Annotated in this window: 16 protein-coding genes; 6 read left to right on the top strand and 10 right to left on the bottom strand. The window is 69.3% G+C overall.

Annotated features, from left to right (window positions below; genetic code table 11):
- Nucleotides 1-33 precede the first annotated feature (33 nt).
- The 3 genes from LPW41_RS13460 to LPW41_RS13450 all read right to left on the bottom strand — a co-directional run bounded on the left by LPW41_RS13460 (nucleotide 34) and on the right by LPW41_RS13450 (nucleotide 4,130).
- Nucleotides 34-1,980, bottom strand: a complete 1,947-nt coding sequence (locus LPW41_RS13460; RefSeq protein WP_230705099.1) for a helicase HerA-like domain-containing protein — start codon at nucleotides 1,978-1,980, stop codon at nucleotides 34-36.
- A gap of 10 nt (nucleotides 1,981-1,990) precedes the next feature.
- Entirely contained in the window at nucleotides 1,991-2,689 is a 699-nt protein-coding gene (locus LPW41_RS13455; RefSeq protein ID WP_154097366.1) for a phosphatase PAP2 family protein, read from the bottom strand.
- A 103-nt stretch (nucleotides 2,690-2,792) separates the two neighbouring features.
- The gene (locus LPW41_RS13450) at nucleotides 2,793-4,130 is read right to left on the bottom strand and encodes a multidrug effflux MFS transporter (RefSeq protein WP_230705098.1); all 1,338 of its coding nucleotides are present in this window, start codon (nucleotides 4,128-4,130) and stop codon (nucleotides 2,793-2,795) included.
- A gap of 229 nt (nucleotides 4,131-4,359) precedes the next feature.
- On the opposite strand from LPW41_RS13450, the gene LPW41_RS13445 reads away from it, so the two are divergent.
- Together LPW41_RS13445 and LPW41_RS13440 are read left to right on the top strand one after the other, a co-directional pair.
- Complete coding sequence (locus LPW41_RS13445; protein WP_230705097.1) at nucleotides 4,360-5,067, top strand: DUF3105 domain-containing protein; 708 nt, start codon at nucleotides 4,360-4,362, stop codon at nucleotides 5,065-5,067.
- On the top strand, nucleotides 5,067-5,738 hold the full coding sequence (locus LPW41_RS13440) for a DUF305 domain-containing protein (protein WP_154097365.1): 672 nt from the start codon (nucleotides 5,067-5,069) through the stop codon (nucleotides 5,736-5,738). The genes LPW41_RS13445 and LPW41_RS13440 overlap by 1 nt, the downstream gene beginning before the upstream one ends.
- A gap of 283 nt (nucleotides 5,739-6,021) precedes the next feature.
- Here the strand turns inward: LPW41_RS13440 and LPW41_RS13435 are convergent, their stop codons facing one another.
- The 3 genes from LPW41_RS13435 to LPW41_RS13425 form a co-directional block, all read right to left on the bottom strand.
- Nucleotides 6,022-6,999 (bottom strand): carbohydrate ABC transporter permease, encoded by a 978-nt coding sequence (locus LPW41_RS13435; RefSeq protein WP_144832779.1) that lies wholly within the window; start codon nucleotides 6,997-6,999, stop codon nucleotides 6,022-6,024.
- On the bottom strand, nucleotides 6,996-8,192 hold the full coding sequence (locus LPW41_RS13430) for a carbohydrate ABC transporter permease (RefSeq protein WP_144833122.1): 1,197 nt from the start codon (nucleotides 8,190-8,192) through the stop codon (nucleotides 6,996-6,998). The genes LPW41_RS13435 and LPW41_RS13430 overlap by 4 nt, the downstream gene beginning before the upstream one ends.
- A gap of 280 nt (nucleotides 8,193-8,472) precedes the next feature.
- Nucleotides 8,473-9,807, bottom strand: a complete 1,335-nt coding sequence (locus tag LPW41_RS13425) for an ABC transporter substrate-binding protein (RefSeq protein ID WP_144832777.1) — start codon at nucleotides 9,805-9,807, stop codon at nucleotides 8,473-8,475.
- A gap of 237 nt (nucleotides 9,808-10,044) precedes the next feature.
- Here LPW41_RS13425 and LPW41_RS13420 point away from each other — a divergent pair, with 237 nt between their 5' ends.
- Nucleotides 10,045-11,055, top strand: a complete 1,011-nt coding sequence (locus tag LPW41_RS13420) for a LacI family DNA-binding transcriptional regulator (RefSeq protein WP_144832775.1) — start codon at nucleotides 10,045-10,047, stop codon at nucleotides 11,053-11,055.
- 80 nt (nucleotides 11,056-11,135) lie between these two features.
- On the opposite strand, the gene LPW41_RS13415 is transcribed toward LPW41_RS13420, so the two are convergent.
- The 4 genes from LPW41_RS13415 to LPW41_RS13400 all read right to left on the bottom strand — a co-directional run bounded on the left by LPW41_RS13415 (nucleotide 11,136) and on the right by LPW41_RS13400 (nucleotide 17,572).
- Nucleotides 11,136-15,761: an ExeM/NucH family extracellular endonuclease gene (locus tag LPW41_RS13415; RefSeq protein ID WP_230705096.1), complete on the bottom strand. Its 4,626-nt coding sequence runs from the start codon at nucleotides 15,759-15,761 to the stop codon at nucleotides 11,136-11,138.
- Nucleotides 15,762-15,977: 216 nt separating this feature from the next.
- Nucleotides 15,978-16,364 (bottom strand): 50S ribosomal protein L7/L12, encoded by a 387-nt coding sequence (gene rplL, locus LPW41_RS13410; RefSeq protein ID WP_058232706.1) that lies wholly within the window; start codon nucleotides 16,362-16,364, stop codon nucleotides 15,978-15,980.
- A gap of 39 nt (nucleotides 16,365-16,403) precedes the next feature.
- Nucleotides 16,404-16,919, bottom strand: coding sequence for a 50S ribosomal protein L10 (gene rplJ / locus LPW41_RS13405; protein WP_094735742.1), 516 nt, complete (start codon nucleotides 16,917-16,919; stop codon nucleotides 16,404-16,406).
- 251 nt (nucleotides 16,920-17,170) lie between these two features.
- A complete protein-coding gene (locus LPW41_RS13400) occupies nucleotides 17,171-17,572 on the bottom strand; it encodes a hypothetical protein (RefSeq protein WP_230705095.1) in 402 nt (133 codons plus the stop codon).
- A 102-nt stretch (nucleotides 17,573-17,674) separates the two neighbouring features.
- On the opposite strand from LPW41_RS13400, the gene LPW41_RS13395 reads away from it, so the two are divergent.
- The 3 genes from LPW41_RS13395 to LPW41_RS13385 all read left to right on the top strand — a co-directional run bounded on the left by LPW41_RS13395 (nucleotide 17,675) and on the right by LPW41_RS13385 (nucleotide 20,616).
- Complete coding sequence (locus LPW41_RS13395; protein WP_144832769.1) at nucleotides 17,675-18,355, top strand: YqaJ viral recombinase family protein; 681 nt, start codon at nucleotides 17,675-17,677, stop codon at nucleotides 18,353-18,355.
- Between the two features lie 100 nt (nucleotides 18,356-18,455).
- The gene (locus tag LPW41_RS13390; RefSeq protein WP_230705094.1) at nucleotides 18,456-20,150 is read left to right on the top strand and encodes an MDR family MFS transporter; all 1,695 of its coding nucleotides are present in this window, start codon (nucleotides 18,456-18,458) and stop codon (nucleotides 20,148-20,150) included.
- A complete protein-coding gene (locus LPW41_RS13385) occupies nucleotides 20,143-20,616 on the top strand; it encodes a MarR family winged helix-turn-helix transcriptional regulator (protein ID WP_144832766.1) in 474 nt (157 codons plus the stop codon). Before LPW41_RS13390 ends, LPW41_RS13385 begins: the two co-directional genes overlap by 8 nt.
- Nucleotides 20,617-20,741: the final 125 nt, after the last annotated feature.

The following is a 20,741-nucleotide window of genomic DNA, read 5'->3' as shown; positions in this document are numbered from 1 at the left end:
CCTCGGCATCCGCCCCCTTCCACGTTCTCGGGGTCAGCGCCGTCGGCTGTTGCCGAACAGGCCGCGGATGACGCCGTTCACGATGCTCTTCGTGGCCCCGCGACCCAGCAGGCCGTCGAGCCCCGAGGCGGGCGCGCTCGTGCGGCTGCGCGGAGCGGCCGTCGACTTCAGGATGCGGTCGTACTCCCGCTGGGCCTTCTTCTGCGCCTCGGCGTTGGCCTTGTCGATCGCGGCCTTCTGCTTGGCGTATTCGGCGGCGTCGGCGGCCTCCTTCTTCGCCCGCTCGTCCGCTTCGCGCGCCTCGGTCGCCGCCTGCATGCGCGCACCGAGGATCTCGCGCGCCGACTCGCGGTCGATGGGCGTGCCGTAGGTCGAGAAGAGGGCGGATGCCGTCACGGTCGCGGCCATCGTCTCGGCGGCGATCGGCGACATCGAGGCGCGGGGCGCGAAGATGCGCGTCCACGCGACAGGGGTGGGTGCCCCCCGCTCGCTCATCACCGTGATGATGGCCTCACCCGTACCGAGCTCCTGCAGCACCCGCTCGAGGTCGTAACCCGAATCGGGGTAGGTGCGCACGGAGGCGCGCAGCGCCGTGGCGTCGTCGGGGGTGAAGGCGCGTAGCGCGTGCTGCACCCGCGAGCCGAGCTGGGCGAGCACGTCTCCCGGCACGTCCTTCGGGGTCTGCGTGACGAAGAAGACGCCCACGCCCTTCGAGCGGATGAGCCGCACGGTCTGCGTGATCGCCTCGAGGAACGCCTTCGACGCGTCACGGAACAGCAGGTGCGCCTCGTCGAAGAAGAACACGAGCTTCGGTTTGTCGACATCGCCCACCTCGGGCAGCACCTCGTAGAGCTCCGCCAGCAGGTACATGAGGAACGTCGAGTACAGCTCGGGGCGGGCGGCGACGTTCGGCACCTCGAGCAGGCTCACGATGCCCGCGCCCGAGGCGTCGGTGCGCAGGAAGATCGAGACGTCGAGCTCGGGCTCGCCGAAGAAGGTCTCGGCCCCGGCGGCCGAGAACGCGACGAGCTCGCGCAGGATCACGCCGGCGGTCGCCGCCGACAAGCCGCCGATGCCCTTCAGCTCGGCCTTGCCCTCGTCTCCGGTGAGGAAGGTGAGCACCGCCCGCAGGTCGGACAGGTCGACGAGGGCGAGCCCCTTCTGATCGGCGTAGTGGAACACGAGCCCCAGGCTCGACTCCTGCGTCGCGTTGAGTCCGAGCACGCGGCTGAGCAGCAGCGGACCGAAGCCCGACACCGTGGCGCGCACGGGGATGCCCGAACCCACATCGTCACCGAGCGCGAAGAACTCCACGGGGAACGCCCGCGCCGACCAGTTCTGGCCCAGGGCGGCGGTGCGTGCGGAGAGCTTCTCGCTGGGAGTCCCCGCGGCGGCCAGGCCCGACAGGTCACCCTTGATGTCGGCGGCGAACACCGGAACGCCGTTCTCCGAGAGCTGTTCGGCGAGCAGCTGCAGGGTGCGCGTCTTGCCCGTGCCGGTGGCGCCGGCGACGAGGCCGTGGCGGTTCGTCATGGCCAACGGAATGCGCACGGGCACGGCGGGCACCGGTCCCCCGTTCACGAGCACGCCGAGATCGAGCGCTGCGCCGGTTCCGGCGTACCCGGCGGCGATGCCCGCGACCTGCGCTTCGGTGAGAGGCGCGTCGGGGGCGGGGGTTCCGGATGCCGCGGGGTGTGCGGGAGCGGCGGGGGTTGCGGGAGCGGCGGGGGCTGCGGGGGTCGCGGATTCGACCTCATCGCCGGGCGCCGGCGTCTGTTCGGCGGCCGGGGTCGCGGCATCCGGCGACGGCGTCCCCGACGCGGATCGGGCCCGTGCGGCGGCGGCTTCGGCCGCGGCGAGTTCCGCCCGCGCCCGCGCGAGCCTCACTTCGGCTTCGGCAGCCTCCGCCTCGGCGCGAAGTCGCGCCAGCTCGGCATCGGCTGAGGTCGGATCGGAGGGCACGGCACCGGGCTCGCTCATGCGCGTCAGCCTACGACGAGGGCGCGGCCTCGGCATCCGCCTTGCGCGCGCGTCTGATGGCCAGTCGGTCCTCGTCGCGAGCACGCAGGCGCGAGAACGCCGCGGCCAGGATCAGCGCGGCCCCGGCGCCGACCAGGGCGCCGCCCACGGTGTCGGAGAGCCAGTGCGCGTGCAGGTACGTGCGGCTGAACGCCATGAGCACGACCCACGCGACGCCGACGATGCGCACCCAGACCTTCGGGAAGAGCACCGCCGCCACCACGGCGATCGTCGCGGCGTTGGCCGCGTGCCCCGAGGGGAACGAGCCGAAGTCGCTGAGGATGAGGATGTCTTCCGGGCGCGCGCGCCCGAACGTGTGCTTGAGCGCCTGCACGAGCAGCGCACTGCCGACCGAGGCGCTCAAGAAGTACAGCGCCGACCATCGTCGTCGCGAGAAGAACAGCGCGGCCGCGCCCAGCACCGGCACGATCAGCACCGCGGTGAGGTGGCCGCCGACGGTGTCCATGAAGATCGCGAAGACGTACACCGGCTGCGACGGAGCCGAGGCGAAGAGCTGGTTCCACCATGTGTCGATCGCGAAGGGGCTGGGGCCGCGGAAGAACACCCACGCGCCCAGACCGCACGCCAGAGCGACGAGCACGATGCCGACGGTGGCGCGGAAGCGCTGCGGGCGCGTGTCGAGCACGTCCTGAGTCGCTGTGGCATCCATCGCCTCATGATGCCGGGTCGGCGCCACCGAGGGAATGGCCCCCGTCAGCGCGGGGCGTGCAGGGGCCGTTCTGCTACTGTGTGCGCTCCCACGGGTGCGAGGGTCACGGCGCGAGACGCTCGACGGTGCGCGGGCGCACCAGCAGCCACAGCGAGAGCACGCCGATGACCGCGCAGCCCAGCATGACCGAGGCCATGGTCGTGGCGGTGATGCCCGAGCCGACCGACAGCAGTCCGACCAGCGGCGAGATGATGCCGGCGATGCCGAAGTTGGCCGCGCCGATGATCGACTGCGCCGTGCCGGCGGCCTTACCGTGGCGATCGAGGGCCAGCACCTGGGCGCAGGGGAAGGTGAACCCGCACGCGGTCATGAAGAAGAACAGCGGGATGATCGTGCCCCAGAGTCCGAGCCCGAGCTGGTCGGTCAGCACGATAGCCCCACCGGCGACCACGAGCACCGCCGTCGAGACGGCCAGCACCCACTGCGGCCCGAAGCGCGCCGCCAGACGCGAGGCGATCTGCACGCCCACGACGACGCCGATCGAGTTGGCCGCGAACAGCACGCCGTACTGCTGGGCGTTGAAGCCGTACGACACCTGGAACAGGAACGACGACGCCGACAGGTACGAGAACAGGCCCGAGAAGGTCATCGCGCCGATGATGAGCACGCCGATGAAGACGCGGTCGCGGAAGACGCTGCCGTAGCGCTGCCACACGGTGGTCGAGCCGGGGCCCCCACGACGGGCGGCCGGAAGCGTCTCGGGGATGAACAGGATGGCCGAGACCAGCATGACCGCACCGTAGACGGCGAGCACCACGAAGATGCCGCGCCACGGCATGACCAGCAGCAGAGCGGAGCCGGCGAGCGGGGCGAGCACCGGGGCGACGCCCGACACCATCGCCATACGCGAGAGCATCACGACGAGGCGCTTGCCGCCGAACAGGTCGCGGATGATCGCCGCGGCGACGACGCCGCCCGCAGCGGCTCCGGCACCCATGAGCACGCGCGCGATCGAGAGGGTCTCGAGCGTCGGGGCGAGAGCGGCGAACACGCTCGCGACGACGTGCAGGGCGGTCACCGACAGCAGCGGCACGCGGCGGCCGACCTTGTCGCTGAGGGGCCCGACGATCAGCTGACCGAGCGCGAAGCCGATCATCGTGCCGGTCAGCGTGAGCTGGATCGCGGCCGCGGTGGTCTGGAAGTCGGCCTCGAGGGTGGGGAACGCCGGCAGGTACAGGTCGATCGTGAAGGGCCCGAGGGCCGTCAGCGCACCGAGAACGATGATGTAGAGCAGGCGGCGCGACGACGGGATCGCGTCTCCCGGGTGCAGCACGATCGGCGCGGTGGCGGGGTTCTTGCCGAGCGCGCGGATGGCGCCGGTGTGCGTCTGCGCGGAGCGGGAGTCGGGGGAGACGACGGGAACGGAAGCAGTATCGAGCACGGGGGTTCGTTTCGCAGCATGGACAGCCCGAACGGGTCGGGCTGAGAAAGTTTGGGGGGAATATCGAACCTCGAATCGATTCGACTTCGTTCATACTAGCGCGCAGACCCCCTGCGCCACCATCCGGGCTCGCGGGTTCCTCCCAGGCCGTCAGCTCATTCACCCGAATAAAATGGACCCGTCGGCGGCTGCCGATGCGTCCCGCCCACCAGAGAGACGAACACAGCGCATGACCTCTTCCTCCGACAAACGTGCCAGCGGAAACCCGGCCAAGCAGGCGCAGATCGACCTCACCGTGAAGCAGCAGCGCGAGCAGAAGCGCCAGGAGAAGCTCGCGGAGTACCAGAAGCAGGTCGCGAAGCGGAAGCGCGGCAAGCTCGTGTGGTGGGTCGTCGGTTCGACCGCGGCCCTCGTGGTGATCGGCCTGGTCGTCGCCTCGTTCGCGTTCGCCCCCGCTCCCCCCACCAGCTACCAGGCGGGCAACAGCACCGGCCGCGAGATCGACGGCGTGCAGACGTTCGAAAACCGCTCCGATCACGTGCAGGGCACCGTCACCTACGAGCAGACCCCGCCCGCGGGTGGCCCCCACAACCCGATCTGGCTGAACTGCGGTGTCTACACCGAGCCCCAGCAGAACGAGAACGCGGTGCACTCCATGGAGCACGGCGCCGTCTGGATCACCTACGACCCCGAGCGGGTCGACGCAGCCGGCATCGACGCCCTCAAGGCCGTCATGCCCTCGAGCTACGCCCTGCTCTCGCCCTACCCCGGCATGGACACCCCCGTCGCGGTCAGCGCGTGGAACCACCAGCTGAAGGTCGACGACCCGTCCGACCCGCGCATCTCGGAGTTCTTCACGGAGTTCTGGCGCAGCCAGAACGCCCCCGAGCCGAACGCCGCGTGCTCCGGTGGAGCGAACGGCCCGGGCCGGGCCTGATGACCGACGACACCCCGGTCGCGCGCCCCGCCGTCCGGTGGGCCGTCGTCGCACTGGTCGTCGTGGCGATCGTGGCCGTGGCGTTCGCGATCGGACGCTTCACCGCGTTCGGCGCGACCGCCGCGCCCGCGCATCCCTCCGACACGTCGGCGGATGCCGGCTTCGCACGCGACATGCAGGTGCACCACACGCAGGCGGTGCTCATGGCGATGGAGATCTACCGCAAGACCTCCGACGACGAGCTGCGCAGCCTCTCGTACGACATCGCCACCGCCCAGTCGGGCCAGCGCGGCGAGATGTACGGGTGGCTCGTCGAATGGGGGCTCCCCCAGTCGTCGTCGCAGCCGCTCATGACGTGGATGGAGAAGTCGGGCGAGCACAGCCACGGCGACACCGCCACGCTCACCGAACAACAGCTGCTCGATGAGATGGGCATGGCGACCGACGCGCAGCTCGACGAGCTCCGCAGCGCCGAAGGTCAGCCCGCCGACTGCCTGTTCCTGCAGCTCATGATCCGCCACCACGAGGGCGCGATCCCCATGGCGCAGGCCGTCATCGAGCTCGGCAGCGATCCCCGCGTCAAAGAGGTCGCCGGCGCGATCGTCACCGGCCAGTCGGCCGAGCTCGACGCGATGCGCGACATCCAGTCGCGCCTGGGCTGCAGCGCCTGACCGCCCGGCGCGACGCGCGCCGCGATCCGGACCGCCAGCGCCCCGCGGCATCCGCCCCACCCCACCCGTGAACGCGATCCGCTCGTGTCGACGGTCTCTCCTCGCGTCTTTGCGGGCGGATGCCGTTCATGCACGCGCCCCCGGCCGATATCCCCCGCCACCCGGGCACCTCGCCAGCCGGCGCACCCCGCCACCCGGCGCACCTCGCCACCCACCGACCGCCGGGAACGACGAAGGGGCGCGACACCCGTGCGGATGCCGCGCCCCTTCGGTCGTGACGGGCTCAGCCCTTCGTCGCTCCGGCCAGCAGGCCGCGCACGAAGAAGCGCTGCAGCAGGAAGAACACGATCAGCGGCACGAGGATCGAGATGAACGTGCCCGCGGACTGCAGGAACCACTGGTCGCCCCAGGTGCCCGACAGCGAGTTGAGCGATTGCGTCAACGGCAGCGACGACGATGGCGCGAAGATCGTCGCCACCAGCAGGTCGTTCCACACCCAGATGAACTCCAGCACTGCGAACGACGCGAGCGCGGGGGCCGCGAGCGGGAGGATCAGGCGGAAGAAGATCTGCCCGTGACCGGCCCCGTCGACGCGCGCGGCCTCGATGACCTCGGCCGGGATCTCGGCGATGAAGTTGTGCAGCAGGAAGATCGCCAGCGGCATCGCGAAGATCACGTGCGCGATCCACACGGTGGCGAAGCTGTGCTCCACCCCGCGCAGGTCGAAGCCCGGGAAGATCGTGACCTCGTTGATCGTCAGCCCGCGCGAGAACAGGCTCAGCAGCGGCACGAGGGCCATCTGCAGCGGCACGATCTGCAGCGCGAAGATGAAGATGAAGAAGAAGTTGCGGCCCTTGAAGTCGATCCAGGCGAAGGCGTACGCGATGAGCGAGGCGACCGCGAGGGCGAAGAGCACGACCGGGATCGTGATCGCCAGCGAGTTCAGGAACGACTGCGCCAGCGTCAGGGCGGTTCCGCCCGAGGTCAGCGCGAGCCGATAGTTGTCCAGCGTGAACGCCGGGTCGACGAACACGGTCCACCAACCGGTGGACTGCGTGTCGGAACCCGGACGGAACGACGTGATGAACAGGCCGAACGTCGGGATCGTCCAGAAGAAGGCGATCACGATCGCCGCGATCGTCGCGCCCTTCGAGGTGAGGCGCTTGCGCGCCATCGCCTCGTGCTTGCGCGTGTCGCGGGCGACCTGGCGGGCCGAGCGGTTGTCGGTGGTGGGCTCGATCACCACGGTGGAGGTGGTCATCGCACTTCCCTCTGCTTCCGGATCTGGCGCACGTTGAAGATGATCAGCGGCAGCACGAAGATGAACAGCACCACGGCCAGCGCAGCGGAGTGCCCGTAGCTCTGGAATCGCTGCTGCTGGTTGACCATCTCGAAGGCGAGGACGGTCGAGTCGTTACGTCCACCGGTCATGACGGCGACGATGTCGTAGATCTTCAGCGCACCGATCGCGATGGTGGTCAGCACGACGATGAGCGACGAGCGGATGCCGGGGACGGTGACGTTGATGAAGCGCTCCCAGGCGCTCGCGCCGTCGAGCTCGGCGGCCTCGTTCTGCTCTGGCGGAACGGCCTTGATGGCCGCGGACAGGATCACCATGGCCAGACCCGTCTGGCTCCAGATGAAGACCACGACCAGCAGAAGGGTGTTCACCAGCGGCGCCGCCGACAGCCACGAGATCGGCTGACCGCCGAAGGCCGTGACGATCGCGTTCAAGACGCCGAGCTGGTCGCCTTGGCGGAAGTCGTAGACGAACTTCCAGATGATTCCGGCGCCGACGAACGAGATCGCGAACGGCATGAAGATGAGGACCTTGAGGTACTTCTCGCCCGCGGCCCGGTCGATGAAGACGGCGTACGCGAGACCGATCGCGGTGGCGATGGTCGGGGCCAGCAGCACCCAGATGAGGGTGTTGATGACCGACCAGAAGCCCTCGGGGTTCGTGAAGGTCCAGATGTAGTTCTCGAAGCCGACGAAGTTGTCGCCCGTCTTGTCGAAGAACGACTGGAAGAACGTGGTGATGGCCGGGTAGACCAGGCCGATCAGCAGGAGGATCGCCGCGGGTGCGGCGAAGAGGATGAGCTGGAACAGGTAGCCGGCGCCCTGGCGTGAGCGGTAGTCGGCGTAGAAGAGGATCGCGCCCAGGATGACAGCGATGCCGAGCACGTAGACGACGGCGTTCTGGTAGGGCCGCAGCAGCATGAAGGCCAGCACCGGGATCGCGAAGCACGCGATGAGGCGGAGCCAGAAGTATCCCTTGCCCGCGCGCGGCGCGTACTCGATGAGCAGCAGCAGGAGGGCGACCACCACGCCGAACACGACGATGACGAGCGGGATCTGCACGAGGGGGCTCAGGCCGCCCAGCCAGATGAAGAAGCTGTTGAGGGAGAAGCCGAGGGTGGTCGGCTTGGTGTCGGCGGGAGCGCGCGTCACCATGAACAGGAAGAGCGCCACCGCGAGGATGAGGCCCACGAGGACCACGATCGTCGTGGTCCGTCTCGTGGCGGCGGTGCCGCGCGATGCACGGGCCTCTCTGCCACGCGGCGGTGGCGACGCCGCCGGCGTCGTCTCCGCGTTCTTGATGTCGGTCATGACGTCCCTCCCGAACACGCCTTCGTGCTCATCGATGAGTGCCCGTTAGCAACAGGGCGGATGAGAAGTATGGACCCGGTGGGCCGCCCGCGTCGCGGACGGCCCACCGGTTGATCTTCCAGGGTCAGTTGTCGTAACCGGCCTGGATGTCGCTCAGCACCTGGTCGGTGGGCGTGCCGTCGATCCAGCTGACCATGCCCTTCCAGAACGAGCCCGAGCCGACGGTGGCCGGCATGAGGTCGGACGCGTCGAAGCGGAGCGTGGTGTTCGGGTCCTGCAGCGTCTTCATCGCCTCGGTGAGGAACTCGCTGGAGGCGAGCGACGGGTCGGCGCCCTTGTTCGCGGAGATGACGCCGCCGAGCTTCACGCGAGCGTTGGCGAAGTCGGGGGTCGACATGAACTCGGCGACCTTCTGGACGGCCTCGTTGTCGGAGAACGTCGCGACGAACTCGCCGCCACCCTCGACGGCCAGCTCGCCCTCCTTGACGCCCGGGAGCAGGAACGCGTAGACGTCGCCGTCGGGGGCGATCGTCGGGGTCGCGCCGGCCGCGGTCTTCACCGTGAGGAAGTTGGCCGAGAGGAACGACGCCTGGTGCGTCATCGGGCAGCTGCCGTCGGCGACCTTCGCGGCCACGTCGGCGAACGCCGTCGAGTTGATGCTCTTGACGTCACCGAAACCGGCGTTGACGTACGACGGGTTGAGCAGGATGTTGCCGACCGCGTCGAAGGCTTCCTTGATCTGGGGGTCGGTGAACTTGACCTCGTTGGCGACCCACTGGTCGTAGACGTCGGGGCCGGACTGGCGCAGGACCATGTCCTCGATCCAGTCGGTGCCCGGCCAGCCCGACGCGGCGTCGGAGGCGAAGCCGGCGCACCACGGGGCGGCGCCGGTCTTCTGCTGGATGGTCTGCGTCAGGGTCATGAGCTCGTCGAACGTCTTGGGAACCTCGACGCCCCACTCCTTGAACTTCGCCGGCGAGTACCAGACGTAGCCCTTGAGGTTGGCGAGCATCGGGGCGGCGTAGAACTCGCCGTCCTGGGTGCCGTAGGACTTCCAGTCCTCGCCCCAGTACTCGTCGACGTTCTTCGACACGGTGTCGGACGCCTTCTGGACGTCTCCGGTGCCGATGAGGGTCTTGAGCAGACCGGGCTGCGGGACGATCGCGATGTCGGGGGCGTCGCCACCGGACACCTTCGTGACGATGTTGCCCTCGAAGCTCTTGTCGCCGGTGTAGACGACCTTGATGCCGGTGTCCTTGGTGAACTGCTCGAAGCTCTGGTTCAGCGCGTCGGCCTCGGTACCGGTGATGCCGCCGGAGATGCGGACGGTCGTGTCGCCTCCCGAGCCGCTGCCGGTGCCGCCGCTGCTGTCACCTTCGGCGCAGCCTGCGAGGGCGATCGCTCCGACCGCCAGCAGCCCGACGGGAGCCAGCAGGCGATACCGCTGTGACATACCCATGTGATCTCTCCTCTTTGAGTTCAGTGGTGCATCGGAACCTGTCAGGAACCGATTCCAGGCAACCGTAGATGCAATCCCGAAGAGTTGCAACCGGTCCCACATCACGAACCGATAACTCCCGGAAAGACGCGGGATCTCGGCCTGGATCCGACGCGAAACCGGTTCCAGTTCGGGTCGATCTCGGATACGCTACTTCGACGTCGACACGGACGTCGACCACGGGAAGAAAGATCACGCATGAGCGGAATCGCCGATGTGGCACGCCTCGCCGGGGTGTCGAAATCGACCGCGAGCCGTGCTCTCACGGGCGGCGGCTACGTCTCCGACAGCACGCGCCGACGCGTCGCGGACGCCGCGGAATCCCTCGGCTACGTGCCCTCGACGAGCGCGGTGAGCCTAGCCACCGGACGCACGCGCACCATCGCCCTGATCGTGCCGAAGGTCAACCGCTGGTACTTCGGATCCATCGTCGAGGGCGTCGAACGCACCCTTATCCCCCTCGGCTACGACGTGACCCTGTACGTCGCGGAGCCCGGGTCGGACGACCGCGAGACGCTGTACTCGACCTATCTCGCGAGAAAGCGCTTCGACGGCATCATCGCCGCGGCCCTCGAGCCCGACGACGCCGATCTCGAGCGTCTCGCCAACATCGGCAAACCCGTCGTCAGCATCGGCAACCCGCTGACGGGCGTCCCCACCCTCGGCCTCGACAACGTCGCGATCACGCGCAACATCACCGAGCACCTGATCGCGCTGGGCCACACCGACATCGCCTTCGTCGGCAGCACCCCCTCGACCGACGCACCCGCGAAAGACGTCGACGAACGCTCGATCGGCTACCGCAACACCATGAACGATCACGGCCTGGCCGTGCGCATCCGCAGCGTGCCGGCGACGCTCACCATCACCGACGCGTACGCGGCGGCGGTGTCGTTCCTCGCCGACACGGCGACGCGTCCCACCGGGGTGGTCGCCGCGTGCGACGAGGTCGCGATCGGCGTCATCATCGCCGCGCGCAGGATGGGCATCTCGGTACCGACCGAATTGAGCGTGGTCGGCATCGACGGTCACGACTACGCCGAGATGTTCTCGCTCACCACCGTTGAGCAGTTCCCCGAGGCCCAGGGCGTCGAGGCCACCCGCCTGCTGCTGTCGATGATCGAGGGCACCAGCCAGCCGCCGTGGCGCACGCCCGCCGAGACCCGTCTCGTGGTGCGCGCCTCCACCGCTCCCCCGCGACCGGCCTGAGCCACCCCGGCCGCGCGACCGGCCGGGAACGACGAAGACCCCGGATGCCGCGGCATCCGGGGTCTTCGTGCGACTCGAGGTCAGTCGGCGTTGCGCGTCGCGCGTCGGCGGACGACGAGGCCGAGACCCAGCAGAGCGAGCGCGGCGAGCACGCCGGCACCCATCCAGGCGGTGTCGGTACCGGTGAGTGGCAGCGCGCCGGGCTGTCCCGGGGTTCCCGGACCGGCGGGCTGCCCCGGCTCGCCGGGTGTGCCGGGCTGTACCGGAGTGCCCGGGTCGACCGCGGCGTCCGTCACCCGCACGGGCACCGTCGCCGTCGTGCCCGTCGCGGTGGTGAGGACCACCTCGAGGGACTCGCCGGCGTCGGCCGGCACGGTCACCGACACCTGAGCCGCGCCGTCGACCACGGGCACCGTGACCGGGGCCGCGGAGCCGACGGTCACCGTGAGCTCCGTGGTGAGGGGGCTGCCCAGCGAGGTCAGGTCGAGCTTCGAGACGCCGAAGCTGATCTGGCCCCCGCGCTGCACCTCGGCCGGAGCCCCCGTCACCTGCACCGCGCGAGCGGCGAAGTCGGGCGTGAGCCCCGGGTTGGCCTGCAGGTAGGCGATCCAGCCATCGCGGTCGATGAGACCCGAGTCGCGCGTGTCGGCACCCTCGGTGAAGACCGAGAAGGCGTCACCGCCCTGCAGCAGGAAGCTGAACGTGCCCACCCGGTACTCGGCCTCGGGAGTGACGGCTGCCCCGTCGATCCAGATGCCCGTGATGCGCTCGCCCGCGGGGAGCGAAGCATCGTAGGTGTAGCGGACGTTCTGGGACACCCCGAGCGCGAGCGTCGCGGCGCGGCCGGCCTCGTCGCCCCACTGCTGCTCGAGCAGGCGGCGCAACTGGTCGCCGGTCAGCGTCGTCGTGCCGAGGTTGTTCACGAACGGCAGGACCGCGTTGGCCTCGGCGAACGTGATCACTCCGTCGTCGCCCCGCAGCAGCTCGGCGCGCAGCCCACCCGGGTTCACCAGGGCGATGTCGGCGCCGCCGCGGTCGGGGTCGGCCAGCGTCGTGCGCAGCGCATCGGCGACCAGGCCGCCCAACGCCGAGGCGCTCGAGCGGTCGTCGCGCGTGCCACCGGTGTAGACGCCGTCGACGTAGGCGCCGCCGGTGAACGCGGTGGTGATGTCGGCCGTCACCGAACCGACCGGCTGCGAACCGACGCGGTCGGCCTCGGCCAGGGCGGCGTCGACGATGGCGTCGACCTCGGCGACCCGCGGGTAGGTCGCGATCAGCTCGGCGTCCAGCGCCGCGCTGTTCTCGGCGGTCTTCTCGGGGTCGTCCTCGACGGCCTCGGCCGCCAGACGGGGGACGTTGCGGGCGGTGTGACCGACGACCTCGCCGCTCTCGCGGTCGACGTCCAGGACCACCTGGCCGATGTTCGCGCCGTAGCTGCCGGTCTGGAGGATCGGACGCGTGCCCTCACCACCGGGGATCGGTGCCTCCCACACGTACTCCTCGTGGGTGTGACCGGTGAAGATCGCATCCACATCGGCATCCGTCTCCGTCACGATCCGCGCGAAGGCGCCGCCCTCGGCGACGGCCTTCTCGAGGGTCTCGCCCGCCGACGCGCTCGCGCTGGCACCCTCGTGGTACTCGGCGACGATGACGTCGACCTGGTCGCGGATCTCGCCGACCACGCGGTTGACCTCGGCCACCGGTTCGCGGAACTCGACGCTTTCGATGCCGCTCGGGGTGACGAGCGACGCCGTCTCCTCGGTGACGGCGCCGATCACGCCGACGCGCAGACCGTCGACCTCGAGGATCTCGTAGCCGGGGAGCATCGGCTGACCGTCGCGGTAGACGTTCGCGCCGAGGTACTCGAAGTCGGCGAGGTCGGAGACGCGCCCGAGCAGGTCGTCGGCGCCCTTGTCGAACTCGTGGTTTCCGACTCCGGATGCCGCGAGATCGAGCGCGTTCAGCACGTCGATCGTCGGCTTGTCACCGGCGTTCGACGACGCGAACAGCGAGGCGCCGATGTTGTCACCGTTGGAGAGGAACAGCGTCTTGTCGTCGCCGCCCTCCGCGCGCAGCTGCTCGATCGTGCCCGCGAACTTCACGGTGTTGGCGTCGATGCGCCCGTGGAAGTCGTTGATGTTGAGCAGGTTGAGCTCGGTGGTCGACGACAGGTCGACCCCCACGACGACGGGGTCGTGGTCGCTGGAGCGGTAGGGCGAGGCGTCGTAGAAGTTCAGCGCGTTGTAGTTGTAGCGGCTGTACTCCAGGGCGAGGGCCTCGACGGCGTTGATGTTCCACACGTCGACGCCGGTCACGAGGTCGCGCGCCGAGGGCGACGCGAGCACGTGGTCGAGCGACCCGGACTGCCCGCTGAACGAGTACGAGTACTTGCCCGTGCCCGCCTCCAGCGGCTCGTAGCCGAACGAGCGCAGCGTCTCGATCGGGTCCTCCTGCGTGTAGGAGTTGAAGTCTCCGAGCAGGAACACCTCGTCGGTGCCGACCTGCGCGGAGCGCTCCTGCGCGAAGGCGCCGAGCGCTTCGGCCTGACGCACGCGGTCGCCGTTGAACGCGCCCTGCACGCCGTTGGCGTTGTCGCCGGTGGCGGCGGGTCGGCTGTCGCCCTTCGACTTGAAGTGGTTGACGATCGCGAGCATCTTCGCGCCCTCGTCGTCGACCGGCGCGAAGGCCTGGGCGAGCGGCTGGCGGGCGTTGGCGAACGCCGGGTCGTCGAGGATGACGCTGTCGCCCACCGTGGTCACGACGGCCTTCTTGTAGATGAAGGCCGTGCGGATGACGTCCTCCGACGCAGGCACGGCGGCGGGCGAGGGCACGAAGGCCCACTCCTCGGCTCCGAGGGCGTCGTTGAGGGCGTCGACCAGCGTCGACAGTGCGTCGTCGCGGTCCTTGCCGAACTGGGCCGAGTTCTCGATCTCCTCGAGCGAGACGACGTCGGCGCCCAGACCGTTGATCGCAGCGACGATCTTCGCCTGCTGACGCTCGAGGTTCTCGGCGTTCGCGGCACCGCGAGGACCGGGGGCGGGGCACGTGTCGGCCGTGACGGGGTTGCCGTCGCGGTCGTCGTAGGTCGAGGTGCACCCGACGCTCTCGGCGGTGGTGGTGAAGTAGTTCAGCACGTTGAAGCTCGAAATCTTCACGCTGCCGCCGACCGGCTCGGGAGCCGAGGTGCGGGTGTTCGCGAAGGTCGCGGGCTGCACCGTCGAGGCGTTGTCGACCGTGAGCTGCTGGGTCGGCTGGAACTTCCACGCGTTGTTGCGGTAATCGAGGATGACCGGCTGCGTGAACGTCACCGGAGCACCCACGCGCACCGGGTCGGTGAGCGAGACGTAGGGCAGCGGAATGCCCTTGTTCGCATCGTTCAGGAAGTTGATCGACGCCCCGTCGTCGAGCACCACGGCCCGAGCGTTGTTGTCGGCGACCGCCGCCACGTACTCGGGGGTCGCGGGACGAGCGACGTCGGTGGGGGTGCGCAGCGGCGTGGTCCCGGCGGCGAGACCGACCTCGGCGTACTGGTTGGTGCTGTACGAGTTGGTGACGGTGAAGTCGCCCTGAGGCGCCAGCAGCATCCCCTCGAAGCGCTCGCGCTCCTCGTCGGTCTGGGGCCAGCCGATCTCGGCCGGCGACACGGCGTCGGCGTCCTCGGTCAGGATGCTGACCGCAGCGGCATCCGCGGTGATCTGGGTCTGGCCGGAGAACTCGCCCGCCGTCCCGGTCACCTCGACGTAGTCGCCCTGCGCGACGAGCGCCGTCGCGGCCGAGCCGTAGACGAAGATCGCGTCGGATGCCGTGTGGGTCGCGGCGTCGACCGCTCCGCCGGTCCCCGGGGTCTGCAGGAAGAAACCGTTGTACCCGCCCGTGGGGTATGCGGCGGTGACGATGCCGCGGGTCGTGACGGTCGTGCCGTCGAGTGGGGTCGTGGCGCCCGTGCCCTGGATCTCGCGGATGGGCGTGACGACGTCGGGAGCCGGAGCCGAGGGCTCTTCGGTCGGCTCGGGGTCAGGCTCGGGCTCGGGGGCGGGGGTTCCGCCGGCGGAACCCTGGGGCGTGACCGTCGTGGCGTTGGTGAAGTCGGTGGAGTTGTCGTCGGTGTCGACGAAACCCGAACGCACGAGCGAGTTGGGCACGGAGTTGCCCCCGTCGACCGTCGCCGCCGCCGTCTCGAAGCCGACCGCCGAGCCGTAGCCGACGAAGTCGACCACGCGGTCGTCGTCGACCGAGCCGGCGGGAAGGGCGAGCGACTCCGCCACATCGGCGAGGAACAGCTGGCCGTTCGTCCCCGAGGGGTTCAGGCCCGTGCTCGTGAGGTCGGCGGCGGGCAGGGCCGCGCCAGTGGCGCCGTTGCCGGGGAGGGCGATGAGGTAGTAGCCGCCAGCGGCGATCGAGCCGGTCAGGCTCTGCGTGTTCGCACCGGTCGGGGCGCTCTCGCTGGAGGCCGAGCGGTACTGCAGCGACCACCCGCTCAGGTCTTGCGCGGTGTCACCGGCGTTGTAGAGCTCGACGAACTTCTGCGAGAACGGAGCGTTCGCGCTCCCGCCCTTCAGGTAGGCCTCGTTGATCACCACCCGGGGGCCGTCGGCCGCGAAGGCGGGGAGCGGGACGAGGGCGGAACCGAGCAGAGCCGCGCCGAGGGCGGCGCTCAGGACGGTCGTGAAACGGCGTGCGGGCACGCGCGACACATCGGAAAGCATGGGTCTCCAGATAACGACGAACGTGGGAACGACGTCGCGTGGGGGGATCGACGGGGGTTCTCAACGACCGTAAACGATCCGCATACCCTTTTCCCAGACTCACAGGTTTCGTTTGCGTGAACTCCGTCCGAGGCTCCGACCGGGAACGACGAAGCCCCGGATGCCGTGGCATCCGGGGCTTCGTGTGCATCGCGTTACCGCGACCGTGAAGCGTTATTACTTCAGGGTCACCGTGGCGCCGGCGGCCTCGAGGGCCTCCTTGGCCTTGTCGGCGGTCTCCTTGTTCGCGCCCTCGAGCACGGCCTTGGGAGCACCATCGACGACGGCCTTGGCCTCGCCGAGGCCGAGCGAGGTGAGCTCGCGGACGACCTTGATGACCTGGATCTTCTTGTCACCGGCGGCCTCGAGGACGACGTCGAACGAGTCCTTCTCCTCGACCTCTTCGGCGGGGGCAGCGCCACCGGCGGCGGGGCCGGCAACGGCCACGGGGGCGGCAGCGGTGACGTCGAAGGTCTCCTCGAACGCCTTGACGAACTCGGAGAGCTCGATGAGGGTGAGCTCCTTGAACGCGTCGAGCAGCTCTTCGGTGCTGAGCTTAGCCATGTTGTATCTCCTTGATCGGGTTAATCATCCGGGGCCGGGTCAGGCCGCGGTGTCCTGCTTCTCGCGCAGCGCGTCGACCGTGCGAACGGCCTTCGACGGAAGCGCCTGGAAGACGTATGCCGCCTTGGTCATCGTCGCCTTCATCGCGCCGGCGAGCTTCGCCAGCAGGACTTCACGGCTTTCGAGATCGGCGAGCTTGTTGACCTCATCCGCGGTCAGAGCGGCGCCATCGAAGTAGCCGCCCTTCACCACGAGCTGAGGGTTAGCCTTGGCGAAGGCACGCAGGCTCTTCGCGACGGCGACAGGGTCACCGTGCACGAACGCGATGGCAGACGGGCCCTTGAGCTCGTCGTCCAGTCCCGTGACCCCCGCGTTAGCCGCGGCGATCTTGGTCAGCGTGTTCTTCACCACGGCGTAATCCGCGTCCTGACGGATGTCGTTGCGCAGCTGCTTGAGCTGGGCAACCGTCAGACCGCGGTACTCGGTCAGCAGAACGGCGGTCGAGCTCTCGAAGTTCTTCGTGAGCTCGGCGACCGATGCATCCTTCTGCGCCATGGCCACTCCTTGTGTGAACGAGGCGCTCCGCGATGGCGGGGCGCCGGCCGAAGACACCGGGGTCCGGACAAAAAAGAAGAGCTCCGGCGCAAGGCACGGAGCTCGATTCCCGAAGGAGAGTTCGTACACCTGCGTTGGTCCCCTGCTTTTCAGCAGACGCTTCGATCGGAATGCGAGCACTCCGATAACCGACGGTCTTTGGCTTGCCCCCACTGTACCCGATCCCCCGGGCCTGCGCCAATCCGCCCGCGTCAGGAGACGCGGGGTTCGGGCAGCAGAGCGCGGGTCATGCGCACGATACGCGACGGAGTGCGCGCACCGAGCCACACGGTGCACATCGGCGCGTCGCCGCACGCCCACTCCGCGCACCACGCGTGGATCGCCTGCGCGAGCCGCTCGCCGCGCGGACGCAGTTCGCCGTCGATCGTGCGGTCGAGCCAGCTGACACGCCCGTCCCCCGCGTCGACGACGCCGACCTCGGCGGCGCCGCACACCTCGACGACGACGGTCAGGTGCACGTCGGGCGAGAGCGCGGCCGCGATCCGACGCATCTCGGCGACGTTCTGCGCGTCTCCCCCGAGCAGCACGGCGCCCTCGATGTCGCACCAGCGCCCGCCGTCGGGGCGCTTCGCGGCGTGATCTTCGGCGGGCATGCAGACAACTTAGGGCACCCTTACCTGCGGCACAAGACCCCGGATGCCGACGCGCCGCGCCTCGCATGCGCTCCACGGGCGAGCGGGGTTAGGGTCGAACGCATGTCCCCCGAGCTCGTCGCATCGCGCAGCGCCGACCTCGACGCCCGGATCGTCGCGGACTCGCGTGATCGCGTCGCCTGGATCCGCGCGCGCAGCCGGGGCATCACCGCGACCGACGTCGCGACGCTGACGAGCCACAACGCCATCGCGCGAGCGGCGGATGCCAAGCTCATGGGCTCGAACTTCTCGGGCAACGCCTTCACGGCGCACGGTCGTCGTCGCGAGCCCGAGATCGCCGCATGGGTGGCGGCGACCCACGGCATCCGCCCCTCCTCCGCGCTCTACCACGCGGTCGTCGAGAAGCGTCACCTCGCCACCCCCGACGGCGTGGTCGTCGACGGCGAGGGCCGCATCGTGCTCGCCGAGATCAAGACGACCAACAAGGCGTGGCGCTCGATCCCCAAGACCTACATGCGTCAGATCTGGTGGCAGCAGCACGTGCTCGGCGCCGAGCGCACCCTCGTCGCCTGGGAGCAGCACGACGGCTTCGTCCCCCTGCACGACGAACCGCGGTGCCAGTGGATCGACCGCGACGAGCGCGAGATCTCCAAACTGGTGGGTCTCGCCACCTCCCTCATCGACGAGCTCTACCGCCGCACGATGGAGGCGCGTCAGCCGCGTCCCGAGCCGGTCCGCCCCGAGCCCACGGAGAGGTACCGCGCTCTCGCGCTCCTCGATTAATAGTTGACGGAAGTCAAGCAATAGGCGTATCGTTGACATCAGTCAACTAATCGCGCCATCGTCGTCGCGGCATCCGTCCCCCCTTTCGTGGAGCTCCCGCATGACAACCTCTTCCCCCGAGGCGCCCGCACAGCGGCGCGTCCTCCCGGCCCTCATCGGCCTGCTGCTCGGCACGTTCGTGTCGATGCTCGCCTCGACCGTCGTCTCGACGTCGCTGCCGGTCATCGTCCACGACCTGTCGGGCGACCAGAACGCCTATACGTGGGTCATCACCGCGACCCTGCTCACCACCGCGATCTCGACCCCGATCTGGGGCAAGCTCGCCGACCTGTTCAACCGCAAGGTGCTCATCCAGATCGCGATCGCGATCTTCGTGCTCGCCACCGCGGCCGCCGGGTTCTCGCAGAACACCGACATGCTGATCGGCTTCCGCGCGGTGCAGGGCCTCGGTGCCGGCGGTCTCGCCGCCCTCAGCCAGGTGATCATGGCCGACATCATCAGCCCGCGCGAGCGCGGCCGGTACATGGGCCTCTTCGGCGCCGTGATGGCCGTCGCCACCGTCGGCGGCCCCCTGCTCGGCGGTGTCATCACCGACGCCTTCGGATGGCGCTGGAACTTCTTCGTCGCCCTCCCCTTCGCCGTCGCCGCCCTGCTGATCCAGCAGCGCACGCTGCACCTCCCCGCCCGCCCGACGCGCAAGGTCAAGATCGACTACCTCGGCATCGTGCTGCTCTCGGCCGCCGTCTCGCTGCTGCTCGTCTGGGTGACCAACGCCGGCAGCACCTTCGAGTGGGCCAGCACCGAGACTTTCCTGATGGTCGGCGGCGCGGTGCTCGCGGCGATCCTGTTCGTCGTCGTCGAGCTGCGCTCGTCGGAGCCCCTCGTGCCGCTGACGCTGTTCCGCGACGCCACCTTCACCCTCGCCACGATCGCCTCGATCGCGACCGGCCTGGCGATGTTCGGCACCTCGGTGTTCCTCAGCCAGTACATGCAGATGGCCCGTGGCGCCACGCCCACCGAGGCCGGCGTCATGACCATCCCGATGATCGGCGGCCTGCTGGTCTCGTCGATCGTCGTCGGTGCGCTCATCTCGCGCTTCGGTCACTGGAAGCCGTTCCTCATCACCGGCGGCGTGCTGCTGATCGCGGGGACGTTCCTGCTGTCGACGATCCACTACGACACCAACTTCGCGCTCGTGTCGCTGTACATGGCCCTGCTCGGTGCCGGTGTCGGCATGACGATGCAGAACCTCGTGCTCGTCGTGCAGAACACCGCCAACCCCAGCCAGATGGGTGCGGCCAGCTCGGGAGTCACGTTCTTCCGCAGCCTCGGCGGCACGATCGGCGTCTCGGTCATGGGTGCGGCCCTGGCGAGCATGGCGACGAGCCTGTTCACCGACCGCGCGGCCGACCTGCAGGCCGCGATCATGGGCCTGGGCGAGAAGGGCGCCGCCGTCGCCCAGACGCTGCAGTCGGGAGCCATCCCCCAGGTGTCGACCCTGCCCGAGAGCGTGCGCGTGATCGTCGAGGACATCTACGCCCAGTCGATCGCCCACTCGTTCCTCATCGCGGTGCCCGTGGCGATCGTGAGCCTCATCGCGATCGTGTTCCTGCCGAACCGTCCCCTCACCCGCATGACGACGACGGAGCGCGTCGCCGCGAGCGAAGCCGACCTCGCCACGGTCTCGGTCCCCGAGGCGATGGCGACGCTCTCGGCCACGGGAACGATCCCGACTCAGGATGCCGCCTCCCCGCGCCGCGCACGTCGTGACGCCGGGATGGGAGAGGATGTCTGACGTGAAGAGCGAAACGGACGACGAGCGCCGCGAGGCCGTACAGGCCCTGGAATCGTCGTTCTCGGAGCTCATGACCGTGTTCCGCCGCTTCGTCTCCGAAGCGGCGGAACGCGTGAGCCCGGGGATGCTGCCGGCGACGTTCAAGGCCCTCTCGGTCGTCAGCCGCTTCGGACCGCTCACCCTCTCGGCCCTGGCCGAGCGCCTCGCCGCCGACAAGGGATTCCTCAGTCGCGGGATCAGCGAGCTCGAGGATCTCGGACTCGTCACCCGCACGCCCGACCCGAACGATCGTCGTTCGCGCCTGATCGCCGTCACCGAGCTCGGGCACACCCGCTTGGCCGATGCCCGCGCCCCGCACGAGAGCCGCCTCTACGACGCCATCGCCGATTGGACCATCGGCGACATCCGTCACCTCTCGACGCTGCTGCACGCCCTCGCCGTCGGCGAAGTCCCCTCGCGCGACTGACCGGCAGCGGGGGCCGACCGCGGAGGGCATCGGGCGATCCCGGATGCCGTGGATCCCGGCCCTCGACGGGCTTCGCGACACGGTGACCGACGCGTAACACCGGCGAGACAATGGCGCGATTGACT

Source organism: Microbacterium sp. JC 701 (assembly GCF_021026215.1).
GTDB classification, from domain to species: domain Bacteria; phylum Actinomycetota; class Actinomycetes; order Actinomycetales; family Microbacteriaceae; genus Microbacterium; species Microbacterium algihabitans.
Note: the sequence above shows the minus strand (reverse complement) of the source record. Positions and strands in the feature narration are given on the sequence as shown.

Coding starts and splice junctions, on each gene's coding strand:
- LPW41_RS13440 (WP_154097365.1), top strand. CDS start 5,067: ATGACCGACGACACCCCGGTCGCGCGCCCCGCCGTCCGGTGGGCCGTC.
- rplJ (WP_094735742.1), bottom strand. CDS start 16,919: ATGGCGCAGAAGGATGCATCGGTCGCCGAGCTCACGAAGAACTTCGAG.
- LPW41_RS13390 (WP_230705094.1), top strand. CDS start 18,456: ATGACAACCTCTTCCCCCGAGGCGCCCGCACAGCGGCGCGTCCTCCCG.
- LPW41_RS13430 (WP_144833122.1), bottom strand. CDS start 8,192: ATGGTGACGCGCGCTCCCGCCGACACCAAGCCGACCACCCTCGGCTTC.
- LPW41_RS13400 (WP_230705095.1), bottom strand. CDS start 17,572: ATGCCCGCCGAAGATCACGCCGCGAAGCGCCCCGACGGCGGGCGCTGG.
- LPW41_RS13435 (WP_144832779.1), bottom strand. CDS start 6,999: ATGACCACCTCCACCGTGGTGATCGAGCCCACCACCGACAACCGCTCG.
- LPW41_RS13460 (WP_230705099.1), bottom strand. CDS start 1,980: ATGAGCGAGCCCGGTGCCGTGCCCTCCGATCCGACCTCAGCCGATGCC.
- LPW41_RS13415 (WP_230705096.1), bottom strand. CDS start 15,761: ATGCTTTCCGATGTGTCGCGCGTGCCCGCACGCCGTTTCACGACCGTC.
- LPW41_RS13385 (WP_144832766.1), top strand. CDS start 20,143: ATGTCTGACGTGAAGAGCGAAACGGACGACGAGCGCCGCGAGGCCGTA.
- rplL (WP_058232706.1), bottom strand. CDS start 16,364: ATGGCTAAGCTCAGCACCGAAGAGCTGCTCGACGCGTTCAAGGAGCTC.
- LPW41_RS13455 (WP_154097366.1), bottom strand. CDS start 2,689: ATGGATGCCACAGCGACTCAGGACGTGCTCGACACGCGCCCGCAGCGC.
- LPW41_RS13445 (WP_230705097.1), top strand. CDS start 4,360: ATGACCTCTTCCTCCGACAAACGTGCCAGCGGAAACCCGGCCAAGCAG.
- LPW41_RS13395 (WP_144832769.1), top strand. CDS start 17,675: ATGTCCCCCGAGCTCGTCGCATCGCGCAGCGCCGACCTCGACGCCCGG.
- LPW41_RS13420 (WP_144832775.1), top strand. CDS start 10,045: ATGAGCGGAATCGCCGATGTGGCACGCCTCGCCGGGGTGTCGAAATCG.
- LPW41_RS13425 (WP_144832777.1), bottom strand. CDS start 9,807: ATGGGTATGTCACAGCGGTATCGCCTGCTGGCTCCCGTCGGGCTGCTG.